General features: G+C 29.3%; 16 protein-coding genes. 13 read left to right on the top strand and 3 right to left on the bottom strand.

Going from position 1 to position 15,988, the window contains the following annotated elements:
- Positions 1 to 373: 373 nt before the first annotated feature.
- From Q0F58_RS02030 to Q0F58_RS02080, 11 genes are all read left to right on the top strand, one after another.
- A complete protein-coding gene (locus tag Q0F58_RS02030) occupies positions 374 to 568 on the top strand; it encodes a hypothetical protein (RefSeq protein ID WP_294371849.1) in 195 nt (64 codons plus the stop codon).
- A 91-nt stretch (positions 569 to 659) separates the two neighbouring features.
- Complete coding sequence (locus Q0F58_RS02035; RefSeq protein ID WP_294371851.1) at positions 660 to 1,469, top strand: hypothetical protein; 810 nt, start codon at positions 660 to 662, stop codon at positions 1,467 to 1,469.
- A gap of 86 nt (positions 1,470 to 1,555) precedes the next feature.
- A complete protein-coding gene (gene tig / locus Q0F58_RS02040; protein WP_294371855.1) occupies positions 1,556 to 2,839 on the top strand; it encodes a trigger factor in 1,284 nt (427 codons plus the stop codon).
- A gap of 164 nt (positions 2,840 to 3,003) precedes the next feature.
- Positions 3,004 to 3,606: an ATP-dependent Clp endopeptidase proteolytic subunit ClpP gene (gene clpP, locus Q0F58_RS02045; RefSeq protein ID WP_294371858.1), complete on the top strand. Its 603-nt coding sequence runs from the start codon at positions 3,004 to 3,006 to the stop codon at positions 3,604 to 3,606.
- A gap of 41 nt (positions 3,607 to 3,647) precedes the next feature.
- Positions 3,648 to 4,937 carry an ATP-dependent Clp protease ATP-binding subunit ClpX gene (gene clpX / locus Q0F58_RS02050; RefSeq protein ID WP_294371861.1) on the top strand — a complete coding sequence of 430 codons (1,290 nt, stop codon included), beginning with the start codon at positions 3,648 to 3,650 and terminating at the stop codon, positions 4,935 to 4,937.
- A gap of 198 nt (positions 4,938 to 5,135) precedes the next feature.
- Complete coding sequence (gene lonB, locus Q0F58_RS02055; RefSeq protein WP_294371864.1) at positions 5,136 to 6,797, top strand: ATP-dependent protease LonB; 1,662 nt, start codon at positions 5,136 to 5,138, stop codon at positions 6,795 to 6,797.
- Between the two features lie 235 nt (positions 6,798 to 7,032).
- Entirely contained in the window at positions 7,033 to 9,360 is a 2,328-nt protein-coding gene (gene lon, locus Q0F58_RS02060; protein WP_294371867.1) for an endopeptidase La, read from the top strand.
- Positions 9,350 to 9,946, top strand: coding sequence for a ribosome biogenesis GTP-binding protein YihA/YsxC (yihA, locus tag Q0F58_RS02065; RefSeq protein WP_294371870.1), 597 nt, complete (start codon positions 9,350 to 9,352; stop codon positions 9,944 to 9,946). The genes lon and yihA overlap by 11 nt, the downstream gene beginning before the upstream one ends.
- A 180-nt stretch (positions 9,947 to 10,126) precedes the next feature.
- Positions 10,127 to 10,654 carry a hypothetical protein gene (locus Q0F58_RS02070; protein ID WP_294371875.1) on the top strand — a complete coding sequence of 176 codons (528 nt, stop codon included), beginning with the start codon at positions 10,127 to 10,129 and terminating at the stop codon, positions 10,652 to 10,654.
- 32 nt (positions 10,655 to 10,686) lie between these two features.
- Positions 10,687 to 10,974, top strand: a complete 288-nt coding sequence (locus Q0F58_RS02075; RefSeq protein WP_294371878.1) for a hypothetical protein — start codon at positions 10,687 to 10,689, stop codon at positions 10,972 to 10,974.
- A 110-nt stretch (positions 10,975 to 11,084) separates the two neighbouring features.
- Positions 11,085 to 11,639, top strand: coding sequence for a hypothetical protein (locus Q0F58_RS02080; protein ID WP_294371880.1), 555 nt, complete (start codon positions 11,085 to 11,087; stop codon positions 11,637 to 11,639).
- A 240-nt stretch (positions 11,640 to 11,879) separates the two neighbouring features.
- Here the strand turns inward: Q0F58_RS02080 and Q0F58_RS02085 are convergent, their stop codons facing one another.
- Both Q0F58_RS02085 and Q0F58_RS02090 read right to left on the bottom strand, forming a co-directional pair.
- Positions 11,880 to 12,809 carry a hypothetical protein gene (locus Q0F58_RS02085; RefSeq protein WP_294371883.1) on the bottom strand — a complete coding sequence of 310 codons (930 nt, stop codon included), beginning with the start codon at positions 12,807 to 12,809 and terminating at the stop codon, positions 11,880 to 11,882.
- 104 nt (positions 12,810 to 12,913) lie between these two features.
- The gene (locus tag Q0F58_RS02090) at positions 12,914 to 13,321 is read right to left on the bottom strand and encodes a Fur family transcriptional regulator (protein ID WP_294371886.1); all 408 of its coding nucleotides are present in this window, start codon (positions 13,319 to 13,321) and stop codon (positions 12,914 to 12,916) included.
- Positions 13,322 to 13,649: 328 nt separating this feature from the next.
- Between Q0F58_RS02090 and Q0F58_RS02095 the strand changes: the two genes are divergently transcribed.
- Both Q0F58_RS02095 and Q0F58_RS02100 read left to right on the top strand, forming a co-directional pair.
- Positions 13,650 to 13,970 carry a hypothetical protein gene (locus Q0F58_RS02095; RefSeq protein ID WP_294371890.1) on the top strand — a complete coding sequence of 107 codons (321 nt, stop codon included), beginning with the start codon at positions 13,650 to 13,652 and terminating at the stop codon, positions 13,968 to 13,970.
- 266 nt (positions 13,971 to 14,236) lie between these two features.
- The gene (locus Q0F58_RS02100; RefSeq protein ID WP_294371893.1) at positions 14,237 to 14,458 is read left to right on the top strand and encodes a hypothetical protein; all 222 of its coding nucleotides are present in this window, start codon (positions 14,237 to 14,239) and stop codon (positions 14,456 to 14,458) included.
- Positions 14,459 to 14,504: 46 nt separating this feature from the next.
- On the opposite strand, the gene Q0F58_RS02105 is transcribed toward Q0F58_RS02100, so the two are convergent.
- The gene (locus tag Q0F58_RS02105; protein WP_294371896.1) at positions 14,505 to 15,983 is read right to left on the bottom strand and encodes a nicotinate phosphoribosyltransferase; all 1,479 of its coding nucleotides are present in this window, start codon (positions 15,981 to 15,983) and stop codon (positions 14,505 to 14,507) included.
- Positions 15,984 to 15,988: the final 5 nt, after the last annotated feature.

Raw genomic sequence — 15,988 nt, forward strand, 5'->3', positions numbered from 1 at the left:
AAAAAATCTTTTTGTTTTGATAAAAATCAGAACAAAAAGACTTTTAAAATATCCAATAGAATTGGATGTTTATGTTCATTTAAGAAAGGGAATAAATGAACATTGTGGGGTTTATTAAACTTTATGACAGTGTCATAAAGTGTATGGGCTAAATAACTTCATTGTATAACTTAATTATACAATAAACAAAATAAAAAACAATAATTTTTTACAATACGACAATTAAATATATATTATACCTAATAAAGAAAAGGCATAGATGAAAATATGAAAAAATTTTGTGCTTTAAAGCAAACTATTATAAAATTTAATAACTCTTTGTTTGATAATATTCATAAAGAAATATAGTGTAATTTGGGAGTGATTATATAGAATGATAGAAATAAAGAGAGAAGAATTGTTAAAAAATACAATAGACTATGAAGAATATTCAGAAAATATATGTAATCCTACTTTTGAAGAATTAAAAGAGGCAGGACTTATTCAATGCGGAAGTAATTGCAGTTTGTGCAGTTGCAGAAAAAATGGAAACTGTTCTGGATGTAAAGGTAAAAAATGTAGCAGATAAAATTAAAAATATATAGATTTAATAATCATAATAATATATAATTAAGTTTGTTCAAAAATGAAATTATAATTTAGATGTGGAGGGGTTATCCTTGGGAAAGCCAAGTATCTTCAGCAGAGAATATGAGCGAAAGATGAAAAGAAGAAAAAGAAATTTTATATTCTTTTCATTAATAATAGTCTTGCTAGCATGTGCAGCGGTGTTAAAATTTGTATATAATCCTGTTAATTTTGGAAATATAAAAGCCAATATGCAAGCATGGATTGATAGTGATAATACATCAGAAGAAATTGCTTCAGAAGAAAGTACAGTAAAAGAAAATGAAGCAGAGGATATACAAAGTGAAGAAGAGGAAGTAAAAACACCTATTGAGGAGTATATAGATATACCTTTGAGTAGCGGGAAAACTGCTCAAGCCGTATATGTAGAAGAAAATGGAGAAAAAGTCTTTACATCGGTTAAAAATCTAGATGAAGGAGTTTATTTTGACATAAGCCCATTAAAAAAGCAGGTTTTGGTATGTGATGTGAATTCAGTTATAACAGTATATAATATAGATGGAACAAGTAAAACTGTTTCAAAAGATCAGTATGTATCATCAAAGGGAACTGTATTTACAAAAGATAATACTCTTCAGACAAATCCAGGATATTTATGGAATAGCAATCCTAAATTTGTAAGTGAACAAAGCATAGTATTTGTCACAAACAGACCCTATTTTGGAAGTGCTGCTGTAAAGCAATATTTATGGATGACTGATATTCAAACTGGCGATGATAAAATTTACTGGGATCTAGCAGCTGAAAATATTACAGTAGGTGACAGAGAAGAAAAAGGATTGAAGATAACTGTTAATAATAGAGATTATTTTATAGCACAAGATGGCAATTATCTTCAATAAAAATAAATATTTGATATAATTTAGAGGTTTATGGTATAATAACCTAGTTAAATTAGATGTACACTATTTTAGGAGGAAAGAATAAAATGAAAGCTAAAGTGGAAAAAATAGAAACAAATGTTGTTAAATTAGAAATAAGGGTTGAAGCAGATAAATTTGATGCTGCACTTGCTAAGGCATATAACAAAAATAAAAACAGATATAATATACCAGGATTCAGAAAAGGTAAAGTTCCAATGAATATGGTTAAGAAGTTCTATGGAGTAGAAGTATTCTATGATGATGCTGTTAATTTTGCAATAGACGCATCATATGGTGAAGCATTAACAGAAGAAAATATTAGACCAGTTGATTACCCACAAATTGATATTGTTGAAATAGGAGAAGGAAAAGACTTAGTTTATACTGCAACTGTTACAACATATCCAGAAGTTGAATTAGGAGAATATAAAGGTTTAGACATAAAGAAACCTTCATATGAAGTTGATGAAGCTGAAGTAGAAAAACAAATAAAAGATATGCAAGAAAAAAATGCAAGAATGGAAGTTAAAACTGAAGGAACAGTAGAAAAAGGAAATATTGCTGTTATAGATTTTAAAGGATACATAGATGGAACTGCTTTTGAAGGTGGAGAAGGTCATGATTATCCATTAGAAATTGGTTCAGGTACTTTTATAGATAATTTTGAAGATCAATTAGTAGGATTAGCAGTTGGGGATAAGAAAGATGTTAATGTAACATTCCCAGAATCTTATGGTAAAGAAGAATTAAATGGTAAAGCTGCTAAATTTGAAGTAGAAGTAAAAGAAATAAAAGTTAAAGAATTACCAGAATTAGATGATGAATTTGCTAAAGAAGTAGCAGCAGTTGATTCATTTGCTGAATTAAAAGAAAACTTAAAGAAGACTTTAGAAAAGAACAATGATGAAAAAGCTGAAAGAGAATTTGAAGAAGCTGTAATAACTGCTGTAATTGAAAATGCAAAGATGGATGTTCCGGAAGTTATGATTGATAAAGAAATCGATGCTATGATGAAAGATCTTGAAGGAAGATTAAAATATCAAGGATTAAGCTTAGATCAATATATGCAGTTTACTGGTAACACAACTGAAAAAATGAGAGAATTCATGAAAGAAAATGCTGAAAGAAAAGTTAAAGCTGATTTAGTTCTTGAAGCAGTAGCTAAAGCTGAAGATATCAAAGCTTCTGATGAAGAAATAAATGCAAGAGCTTTAGAATTAGGTAAGATTTATGGACCAAAAGATCCAGAAAAGATGGCTAAAATCTTAGCTAAAACTCAAAAAGTTATGATAGAAAAAGATATCGTAATTGAAAATACTCTTAAATTCATAAAAGAAAATTGCAAATAATTTTATTTGAGTTATAATATAAAATAAGTTATTGAATAGTAAATTGCCAGAAAAATAATTTTTTCTGGCAATTATTTCAAATAATAATTAACAAAAGTACAAAAAAAATATATAATATATAAATAGACTTATATTTTTTATAACGGTGAAAAGGGAGGATTCAGATGAGTTTAGTACCAATGGTCGTTGAACAAACAAGTAGAGGAGAACGTTCTTACGACATATTTTCAAGATTATTAAAAGAAAGAATAGTTATGCTAAGTGGAGAAGTTACTGATGAAAGTGCTCAATTAATAGTTGCTCAGCTGTTATTCTTAGACAGTGAAGATCCTGATAAAGATATTTCATTATATATAAATAGTCCAGGAGGTTCTGTTACTGCAGGTATGGCAATATATGATACAATGCAGTTAATAAATGCAGATGTATCAACAATATGTGTTGGAATGGCTGCTTCAATGGGAGCATTTTTACTTTCTTGTGGAGCAAAAGGAAAGAGATATGCACTTCCACATTCTGAAATTATGATACATCAGCCATTAGGTGGATTTAAAGGTCAGGTAACTGATATTGAAATACATGCTAACAGAATGTCTAAGATTAAAGAAATACTTAACAAGACTTTAAGCATGAATACAGGAAAACCTTTAGAAGTTATTCAAAGAGATACTGAAAGAGATAATTTCTTAGATGCTGAAGAAGCTAAAGCATATGGTTTGGTTGATGATGTAATAGTAAAAAAACCAAATAAAGAAAAATCTGAATAGAAAATAAAAAGTATTTAAAAACTTTTTAGCGAGGTGAATGTATGGCTAAATATGATGATAAGAAGCAGTTAAAGTGTTCATTTTGTGGAAAGACTCAGGAACAAGTTAAGAGACTTATTGCTGGACCAGGAGTATATATATGCGATGAGTGTATAGATTTATGCTCTGAAATAATAGCTGATGAATTTCAAGAAACTGTAGATTTTGATACAAAGAGTGTTCCAAAGCCAAATGAAATAAAAGAATATTTAGATTCTTATGTAGTAGGTCAGGAAAGAGCTAAAAAATCTTTAGCTGTTGCAGTGTATAATCACTACAAGAGAATAAATACTAATAAAGAAGATATTGATGTTGAATTAACTAAGAGTAATATATTATTGCTTGGACCAACAGGTTCTGGTAAAACATTATTAGCTCAAACATTAGCTAGATTCTTAAATGTACCATTTGCTATTGCTGATGCTACAACATTAACAGAAGCTGGTTATGTTGGTGAAGATGTTGAAAATATTTTATTAAAATTAATTCAAAACGCAGATTATGATGTTGAAAAAGCTGAAAGAGGTATAATTTATATTGATGAGATTGATAAGATTGCAAGAAAATCAGAAAATCCATCAATTACAAGAGATGTATCTGGAGAAGGTGTTCAACAGGCATTATTAAAAATATTAGAAGGTACTGTAGCATCTGTACCTCCTCAAGGTGGAAGAAAACATCCACATCAAGAATTTATTCAAATTAATACTTCAAACATATTATTTATCTGTGGTGGAGCATTTGATGGTGTAGATAAGATAATAGAAGGAAGAACAAGAAAGAGTTCTATGGGATTTGGTGCAGACATTCAATCCAAACAAGAAAAAGACGTTGGACAGCTATTAAAGGAAATCATGCCAGCAGATCTATTGAAGTTTGGATTAATTCCTGAATTTGTAGGAAGACTTCCAATACTTGTAACATTAGAATCTTTAAATAAGGAAGCTTTAATAGAAATATTAACAAAACCTAAAAATGCTCTTGTAAAACAATACAAGAAGTTGTTTGAATTAGATGATGTTAAACTAGAGTTTGAAGAAAGTGCATTAAATGCAATTGCTCAGGAAGCTATAAGCAGACAGACTGGAGCAAGAGGACTTAGAGCTATCATAGAAGATATAATGAATGAAGTAATGTATGAAATTCCTTCAGATGACAGAATAACTAAGGTTACAATTACTGAAAATACAATAAAAAATAAGGAATATCCTATAGTTGAACGTGTTGAAGAAGGTAAAAGCAGACCAGCTTTAATAAAAGGAAAAGTAAAAAAAGATATAGAATCAGCTTAGTCTTGAGTTTACTCCCTGTTTTGATAGAAATATCAGAACAGGGATTTTATTTTGCTTTTTTTGTAAAAAGTCTAATTTTATATGAAATCTAGGAATATATTTGTAAAGAGGAGTAAATAATAGTAATAGTATTTATGGAAGGAGGAAATATATTTTACTAGTGAATGAAAAATTTATTGGTAGAGTATATTTATTAATATGAATAGTATATTAATGATTTTACAAATAATTGTCTTAGTTATGATCGTTTATTTATTGTCAACCTCAGGAAATAAAAACCAGAAAAATAGAAATATAGTTATTGATAGAGAAAACACTAAAGAAATGATGAATTTAAAAAAGCTGAGAGAAATTTCATTGGCAGTCCCATTGACAGAAAAGAGCCGACCATCAACATTTGAAGAAGTTATAGGTCAAGAAAAGGGAATAAAAGCACTAAAAGCAGCTTTATGCGGTTCGAATCCACAGCATGTAATTATATATGGACCTCCAGGAGTGGGAAAAACTGCAGCAGCAAGACTTGTTTTGGAAGAAGCAAAGAAGGCAGCAGTTTCTCCATTTAAAGATAATGCTAAATTTGTAGAACTAGATGCAACAACTTTAAGATTTGATGAGAGAGGAATAGCAGATCCACTAATTGGATCAGTGCACGATCCAATTTATCAGGGTGCAGGAAATTTTGGGGTGGCAGGAATACCACAGCCGAAACCAGGAGCTGTGACTAAAGCTCATGGAGGAATATTATTTTTAGATGAAATTGGTGAACTGCATCCAATAGAGTTGAATAAACTTCTTAAAGTACTTGAAGATAGAAAAGTATTTTTTGATAGTTCCTATTATAATTCAGAAGATCCTAATATGCCTAAATATATTAAGGAGGTCTTTGATAATGGACTTCCAGCCGATTTTAGATTGATAGGAGCGACAACACGTTCACCAAGTGAGATAATTCCAGCAATAAGATCAAGATGTGTTGAGATATTTTTCAGAGCATTGTTACCTGAAGAAATAAAGATGATAGCAAAAAATTCTTCACAAAAAGTAGGATTGAAAATAGAGGAAAATGCAGTAGATGAAGTTAGTAAATATTGTACAAATGGAAGAGAAGTAATAAATCTTATACAACTTGCGTCTGGAATTGTAATAAATGAAGAAAGAAAAAATATAACTATTGATGATATAAAATGGGTATTGGAAAATGGGCAGTACACAAAAATAATAAGTAATACAATTCCTCATGAATCAAGAGTGGGTGTTGTTAATGGTTTGGCGGTTTATGGCGCGAATATAGGTATGCTTATGCCTCTTGAAGTAAGTTGTAAAAAAATATATGATAGGCGGGGAGAAATAAAAGTAACTGGAATTGTAGAAGAAGAAGAAATTACTAACAATAATAAAAAGATGAAGATGAAAAGTACTGCATATTCTTCTGTTCAAAATGTAATGACAGTTCTTGATAATCTATTTAACTTAAATACAGAAAAATATGATATTCATATCAATATACCAGGGGGGATGCCTGTAGATGGTCCGTCTGCAGGTATAACAATAGCTACTGCAATATATAGTGCAATAACAGAAAGAAAGGTCAATAGATTCGTTGCAATGACTGGAGAAATAAGCATACTTGGAATGGTTAAACCTATAGGAGGAGTAAGAGCTAAGATATCAGCAGCTGTTAAGGGGGGAGCGCAAAAAGTTATAATTCCAAAAGATAATTATGATAAATCTTTAGAGGACATTGAAGGAGTTGAAATTTTTCCGGTGTATAGTTTTAAAGAAGTGATAAAAATTGCATTGGAGGAATCTGTTGATGTATCTATAAATAGTACAGAGATATTATCTGCAAAGGGAAAATAATACAAACAAAACATAGAATAAACTTTAATTACAAAAAAATTAGTTTGTAAAAATGTAATAATTAGTTTAATATAATGTAAAGGTCGTGAATATTTAAGAAAATAGTTCTTAAAATTCACACCTTTTCTATTTAAGAGTTTTTATTAGAGTAATTGAAAAAATGTTGGATTATGTGTATACTAGATAGGTCATAATAAATAATATAATGTGATTGATGTGGGGGGGAAATAGTATCATGAAAAAGTTATATACAATTCCGCTAATTCCATTGAGAGGATTGACTGTTTTTCCTAAAGTGGTAGTACATTTTGATGTAGGCAGAAAGAAGTCTACTGCAGCTATTGAACAAGCTATGTTAGATAATCAAGAAATTTTTCTTGTTGGACAGAAGGATTTATTAATTGAAGAGCCAACCAGGGATGAAATATATTCTGTTGGTGTAATATGTAAAATAAAGCAAATTCTTAAAATGTCTGAAAATACTATAAGAGTTCTTGTTGAAGGTATAGAGAGAGCAAAGATAGTTGAATATATAGAAGATGATGAATATATAAAAGCTTCAGTTGAAAAAATTCGTTCAAAAAAGACAAAAAATGCTGAACTAGAAGCATATATCAAAATTATAGACAAAGAATTTATGAAACTTTTAAAATTTACTGATGATGGATATAGTGAAGTAGCAAAATCTATAGAACCATTAGAAAATCCTGTTGAATATCTAGATATGGTTGCTTCTTATGCAATTACAGAAGAATCTATAAAGCAAGAAGTTCTAGAATGTCTTGATATTGTTGGAAGAGCCGAAATAATTCTAGGAAGACTAAAAAGAGAAATTTCTATAGCTAAAATACAAAAGGATATTTCTGAAAAAGTTAAAGATAAGGTATCAAAAGAGCAAAAAGAATATTATTTAAGAGAGCAGCTTAAAGTAATTCAAGAAGAATTAGGAGAAGATGATGCTGAAAAGAATGAGATATCTAAATATGAAGAAAAAATTGAAAAAACAAAACTTTCAAAAGAAGTTAAAGAAAAGCTTTCTTATGAACTTGGTAGATTAAAAAACATGAGTTCAGCATCGGCAGAAGCTAATGTTATAAAAACATACTTAGACTGGGCATTAGATATTCCTTGGGGAAAATATTCCAAGGAAAGTATAGATATAATAAAAGCAAGAGAAATATTAAATAGGGAACATTATGGACTTGATGATGTTAAAGATAGAATAATTGAATATTTAGCTGTAAAACAATTAAGCAAATCTCAAAAAGGACCAATATTATGTTTAGTAGGGCCTCCAGGAGTAGGAAAAACATCTATAGCTAGATCTATTGCTCATGCTATGAATAGAAAATATTCAAGGATTTCATTAGGCGGAATGAAAGATGAATCTGAAATAAGAGGTCATAGAAGGACTTATGTAGGAGCAATTCCAGGAAGGATAACTTATGCATTGAAAGATGCAAAAACAATGAATCCTCTTATACTATTTGACGAAATAGATAAAATAAGTTCAAGTTATAAAGGTGATCCATCAGATGCTTTATTAGAAATATTAGATAGTGAACAGAACAAAGACTTTAGAGACAGTTATTTGGAATTACCATTAAATTTATCAAAAGTTATGTTTATTGCAACTGCTAATACTTTAGAAACTATTCCAAGACCATTACTTGACAGAATGGAAGTTATAGAAGTCTCAGGTTATACTTATGAAGAAAAATTTAATATTGCAAAAGAACATTTAATTCCAAAGATATTTAAAAATTTGGATATTCCTATGGATAACATAACTATAGAAGATGATTCAATAAGAAATGTTATTGAAGGTTATACCAGAGAATCAGGTGTGCGTGGACTTGAGAGAAAGCTTATGTCTCTTGTGAGAAAAGTATTGGCAGATATGATTAAAGAAAAGAAAAAGGAATATGTTGTTGATACAGATTCTGTTGAAAAACTTCTTGGAAAGAAAATATTCAGTATAGATGAGATTGATAAATTAGATAAAGTTGGAGTTGTTAATGGAATGGCATGGACTGCATATGGAGGAGACACACTTCCAATAGAAGCAACTGCAATGAGTGGAAGTGGAAAACTTCAATTGACAGGAAAGCTTGGAGAAGTTATGCAGGAATCTGCAAAGACTGCATATAGTTATGTAAGAGCTAATGCAAGCAAATTTGGAATTGATGAATCATTTTATAAAGAAAAAGATATTCATATACATGCTCCAGAAGGAGCTGTGCCTAAAGATGGACCTTCTGCCGGAGTAACAATGGTAACAGCACTTGTTTCAGCCTTATCAGGCAAAAAAGTAAGACACAATGTTGCTATGACTGGAGAAGTAACATTGACAGGAAGAGTGCTTCCAATAGGAGGATTGAAAGAAAAATCATTAGCAGCATTCAGAGCAGGGGTAGATACTATAATAATTCCAAAAGAAAATGAGAAAGATATAGATAAGATACCAGACTCAATAAGAAGCAGTCTGAACATTATTTCTGCAAAAGAAGTAAATGAAGTATTAAAGAATGCATTAATTGGAGAGGATACTAATGAGAATTAAACAATCAGAATTTATCATATCAGCAGTGAAAAGAAATCAATATCCTACAGATAACAGAGTAGAAATAGCGTTTGTAGGAAGATCTAATGTGGGTAAAAGCTCAATAATAAATTCTATAACAAATAGAAAAAAATTAGCTAAAGTAAGTTCCACTCCTGGAAAAACAAGATTAGTAAATTTTTTCTTAATAAATAATGATTTTTATCTTGTTGATTTACCAGGGTATGGATATGCAAAAGTTTCTAAGTCTGAAAAGGAAAGCTGGGGTAAGACTATTGAGATGTATCTCACTGGACGAGATGTTCTTAAAAGAATAGTACTTCTTGTTGATTCAAGACATAAGCCTACAGCAGATGATGTGATGATGTATGACTGGGCTAAGCATTTTGGATATGATGTAGTTGTTGTAGCAACTAAAAGTGATAAACTGAAAAATTCTGAATTTAAGAAAAATGAAAAGATTATAAAAGAAACTTTAAAATTAAAAGATGAAGATAAATTCTATTTCTTTTCATCTCTTAATAAAAAAGGAATTGATCAATTAATAGATAATTTATTCTTAGAATTTGCAACAAATATAGACTAGATATATTGTTGAAAACAGCAGAAAACTAAAAGGTTTTTCTGCTGTTTTTTATATGTATAAAATAAAAAAGTTTATTATATAAAATTTTAGAAATTATTGCTGTAAAAATGTATCAAAATTCTATGTGGGGAATAGTATGTAGTATGAAAAAGAAAAAAATATTTCCAAGGAGGAATAAATATGGAGATGAATGATATCCTTAACGGCTTAAGTTCATGTGAAGAAACTACTAGTAGTGATACTTCTTCTTGTGCATCAGATAACTGTTGTTGTGGAGGCCAAAATAATAATATGGCAGCAGGAATCGGAGCTAATCCATTAGGTGGTTATGGTGGATTAGGTTGTGGATTCGGAAGTTGGATCTGGATTTTGTTGATATTATTTTATTGTGGATGTGGTGGAAATGGATTCCTAGGTGGATGTGGAAATAATTCTAATAATGGATGTAATTGCGGATGTAATTGTGGATGCAATTCATGCTGTAACAATAATGGATGCAATAATAATGGTGGATTATTCGGCGGAATGTTAGGAGGAAGCTGCACTGCTTATCTATTCTTATTAGTTATCCTATTCCTCTGCAATAACAACTTTAATAATGGCTTCGGTGGATTAGGATGCGGAGGCTGTGGAGGATATGGAAATTATCTTGGCAGTTTAGCAGGGTTAGGTGGTAATTTAAATGTTAATAGCAACTGTGGTTGCTAGAGTTCTGATTTTTTAGGAAGGAGAGATAAATTATGTCTAAAAAGAAGAATAAATGTTGTTGCGAAAAGAAAAGCTGCTGTTGCTCATCACCATGCTGCTGTCAAGAGAACTCATGCTGCTGTGGATCAAACAACAATAATAATTATGGAATATTTGGAGGCACTGGATGTGCTGTAGCACCTATAATTTTCTTATTAATAGCATGTGGATCAGGATTATTGAACTGTAGTTCATCATACTTGATTATCTTACTATTTATATTATTTGGCGGTTGCTTCACAGGAGGCAATTATTCAACAGGAAATAGCTGTTGTTGCTAGAATAGTGGATGGAGGGTTTTATACCCTCCAAAAAAATAATCAAAAACATAAACAATTATTATAGATTGTACATATAGTGGTAATAAGTAATAATATTTGGAGGAAGACTTATGGCTAAGCATAGGCGGAGGGATCAGGAAAGTTCAGTTAATAATGAAAATAATAATACAAACCGCAATATGATGAATTCAAATAATAATCCATTTGGAATCGATCCGATGCAGCTTTTAGGATTATTAGGTGGAAATTTTGATATGAGAAATATGAACAATATGCTGGCTTCAATGAATACTAATGGTTTTAATTTGAATAATTTAGGACCGTTAGCACAGATGGCAGGATTGAATTTAGATAATAATTTTCCAAATTCCAATTCAAATAATAACTTGAATAAAAATAATAATTCAAATTCTGTTTCGCAGAATATGTCAACAAATAATATGATTAGAAAAAATGATCCCAATATACAAAAAAATGATATTACAGCAGATAAAAGAAATAATATAAATACATCTAATAATAAGAATATAAAAAATAATGATAAAAACAACACAGTAGATGAAAATCTAGAATTTCTTATAGCATTGAGAAGTTTTGTTCATCAAAGTAAGGTGCCATTTGTCGATAGAATAATAGACGGATATAAAAAAGGATTGATTAAATAAAAATATTTAAAATAATGTATATAAATTTTATTATTGTCAATACTATAAATGTAATGGAGAAAGCATTCTCCTACAAACTTAATAAAACTATTTTTATTAAGTAACCCCCCATCCCCCTTTTAGGCCGCATTTTTGCGGCCTTTGTTTTTGTAGAAAAAATTATAGAATTTTTAAAACTTATTTGGTGATATTAATAGATTAAGACGTATGAAGTTATTAAAATGTTATCTATTTATATAATTATTTAGATTTTTGTATATCTGAAATTTTGAATAAGGAATCTTTCTTAGTTACATTTAAAAATATGTTTAATTCTTCTTTGTCACTATCTTTTCCAGCAAGTTTACTTTTTTCAAAGGATAGCAGCCATTTTAAAGTGATAGGTTCATTATAATCATTCCACTCATAATCATAGAAAAAGCCGTTTTGAAAGGAATATGAGTAGTCATTTTTATTTAAAGTCCAGCATATTGAGAGTTCTTCTTTATTTATATCAGTGGTAAATATATCAGGAAGTTCATCAAGATCATAAGAAAGTTCGATTAAATTTATGAATTTTAATACAGTATCAAGTGATGGAATGGTGAAATTACTGCATTTAGTATTTAATTGTTCATGATTGATAATCATAAAACTGTCAAGTGATGTCCCAGCAGAAGATGAAGAAAGAGAAAAGCATTGTGGTGTTTTTGAATTTTTGCAGTTAAGAATTCCTAATATATTATTGTTTCCAGAAGCTACAAGATTAAAATTATTAGAATCCCAACTAAAAATATAGTATATACTTTTATTATTTTTACAACCTGTCATTATTATTTCAGGAATATTATCTCTTGATAAATCATGCATAAATATTCTAGGTGTCCAATGTATTGATTTTGTAAACAATATTTTATCATCTATTTCTTTAGAAAGATAAAATTCTTCCCCTGAAGACTTTATATTAAAATCCAATTTGTTTTCATTACTTAGTAATTGAAAGGAATCCTTGCTGCCATCACCTGTAAGGTCATAGTTTTGATTTTTTGAAGGGGTTACAGAATAAATCACATTTTGAGATACTGGATATTTTGATTTAAGAAAGAAGAATGTTATAACACAAATTAAAAAAATGCATCCTATAAATAAAACAGGTATTATAGTTTTTTTGTTTATTAGTAGAATTTTCATTATGTATCACCTCATTTAAGTATATGAAAAGGTAATTATAGAGATACATAATAAAATAAAAAAGACCAAAACTCTAAAGAAAATTAAAGTTTTGATCTAAAAACTTACTGGCAATCTTTGCAGTATCCATAAAAATAAACTTTATTAGATATTATTTTGTAATCTGTATTTTTTTGAGCTATAGAATTTAAATTTTCTAAATCAAGATACTTGAAATCATCAACTTTACCACATTTTATGCATTGAATGTGTGGGTGAGGATTTGAATTGGCATCATATCTGAAATTTCCCTCGCCAACATTAATTTCTTGAATAAGACCTACTTCTGCCAGTGTTTTTAAAGCTTTGTATACTGTTGCAAGACTCATAGTTGGGTATTGGACATGTATGTCATTGTAAATAACATCAGCAGAAGGATGAGAAGTTGTATTCATAAGGTAATTATATACTGCGAGTCTTTGAGGTGTTAGTTTTAATTTTTTTTCTTTAAAAATAGCAGTAATTTCATCCATAGTAATTATGCCTCGTTTCATTTTAATATATACAAATTATAACATAAGAAAATATATCTGGTCAATTTAATTTAGAATAATTATCAATAAATAATAATTATAGATTAAAGACAAGGGACTTGTATTTACTTAAATTCTATAATTTGTATCTGATAATAAAAATTACATAAAAGACAAAAAAATGTTGTATATTTAATTAAAGTCTGCTATTATATAAATAAGGGTATGTTAATTAATTAACAAAGACAAGAAGATGTTTTTTATAACTTTTTATAATTATAGCCTGTAACAAAATGCAGTATTTGATTTAACTAAGGAGGCGTATTTTATGGCTAAATACAAAGTTGGGGATGAATTAATAATTGTTAATGATCCAAGTAAGGATAATGAAAAGTTAAAGGAATTGACTCAATTGACAGTTGATGGGGATTTTGCGCAGATATCCTGGGGAATTAAGATTTTAGAAGTTGAATATGATAAACCAAATGTAACATTAACATATAAAAATTGTAATGGACATAAGAATAAAGTCTTTGCAGTATGCAATGATATAGATAATTTTGATAAGGAAAAAGTATTAGAAAAAGCATTACTTAAAGCATTCCAAAATGAAATTATAAATATCTCAACAGTAAAAAATAACGTATAAAATAATTTATATACGAAAGCAGTTCAAATTTAACTGCTTTTTTTGTTTGCAGCGAAATATATAAATTGTAATTAGTAATTTATAATGAAATAAGAAAACTTTGCAATATTTTTGTATGTGCAGATAAATTTTAATTATCATATTTATATGCTTGGTGTATTTTTATATAAAAAATGTAAAAACTTTACTTTAAATCTATTATGTAATATAATGTATCTATGAATTGTGACAGAATGATTCAAGAGAGTAGTAAAGGGTGAGAGATTATGGGTAAATGTCCGTTTTGGTCAAATAAAAAACAAAAGGTTCAATGTTATGAAGAATGTCCTATGCTAATCAATGCAAGTGGGGAAAAATCTGATGAATGTATTTTTTATGAGTGTTCATCATCAACAGATATGAGTTTCAAAGATATAATTAAGGAAGATTATGATTTTTTAAACTTATCTGTATATGACGATGATAAGCATGTAAATATAGGGTTTTAGATAATAAAAAGAGTGGATTTGAATTTTTTATCAAATCCACTCTTTTTTAAGATTCATAAGAATCTGTATATTTATGAAGTAAGGACTGCTTTAAGGACCATAGATTCTGAGATAAATCAACATAATAAGTGTGAGGATTTTCGAATCTTAAAACTTCTGTCCATAACTTATCTGTTTCATTCTTAGCAAAATCTCTTATTTCCAGTACAGAAGGTGATTCATATACACATTTACCTTTTTCAAATATAGGAACTTGAAGTTCTCTTATATAGTAGTTTGTGAATTTTTTTCTTTTCCATGTGTGTACAGGATTAAATAACACTAAAGGTTTAGATTCATCTATTTCTTCATTTCTTAAAGCAATAAGGTCAGCTAATGCTTTATGAGTTTTCTTATCAAAAAGTCTTATTATTTTTTTGAATCCAGGATTGGTTATTTTCTCATCATTTTCACTGATTTTTATTTTTGGAATTATATCATTTTCAGATTCCAATGCAACCAATTTATAAACTCCTCCAAATACTGGTTCGGATTTTGCTGTTATCAATCTTTCACCAACACCAAAAGAATTTATACATGCACCTTGATCAAGAACGTCTTTTATTATGTGTTCATCAAGTGAGTTTGAAATTACAATGCTGCAATCTTCATATCCTGCCTCATCAAGAAGCTGCCTGCATTTTTTTGTTAGATATGTAATGTCACCAGAATCAATTCTTATTCCTTTTGGTCTCTTCCCTAATGGTTTTAATACTTCATCAAATACTTTTATTGCATTAGGAATACCAGATTTAATAACATTATAGGTATCAATCAATAATACGCAATCATCAGGATATATTTCAGCCCATGCTTTAAATGCATCATATTCAGTATCATATAACTGTACCCAGCTGTGAGCCATAGTTCCTACAGCAGGAATGTTAAACATTCTATCCGATATAGTACAAGCGGTAGAACCACATCCGCCAATTATTGCAGCTCTTGCACCGTATATAGCTCCATCATATCCTTGAGCTCTTCTTGAACCAAATTCCATTACAGGACGTCCTTCAGCAGCTCTGCATATTCTGTTTGCTTTTGTAGCTATAAGAGTCTGATGGTTTACAGTTAGCAGTATCATAGTTTCAAGAAATTGAGCTTGAATTACAGGTCCTCTTACAGTTACAAGAGGTTCACCTGGAAATACTGGATTTCCTTCTGGAACTGCCCATACATCACAACAGAATTCAAAGTCTCTTAAATAATCAAGGAATTCTTCAGAGAACATATTCTTATTTTTTAAATAAGTAATATCATCGTCTGTAAATTTTAGATTTTCCATATATTCAATAAGCTGCTCAACACCAGCCATTATACAATAGCCGCCTTCATCAGGAACTCTTCTGAAAAACATGTCGAAGTAAGCAATTTTGTCTTTGAGACCTTTATTGAAATAACCATTTCCCATAGTCAATTCATAAAAGTCTACAAGCATTGTAAGGTTTCTGTCATCTCTTACATTGAATTTAGATTTATTATTCATAATAA

The organism is uncultured Clostridium sp., from assembly GCF_934754915.1.
Lineage (GTDB): Bacteria > Bacillota > Clostridia > Clostridiales > Clostridiaceae > Clostridium.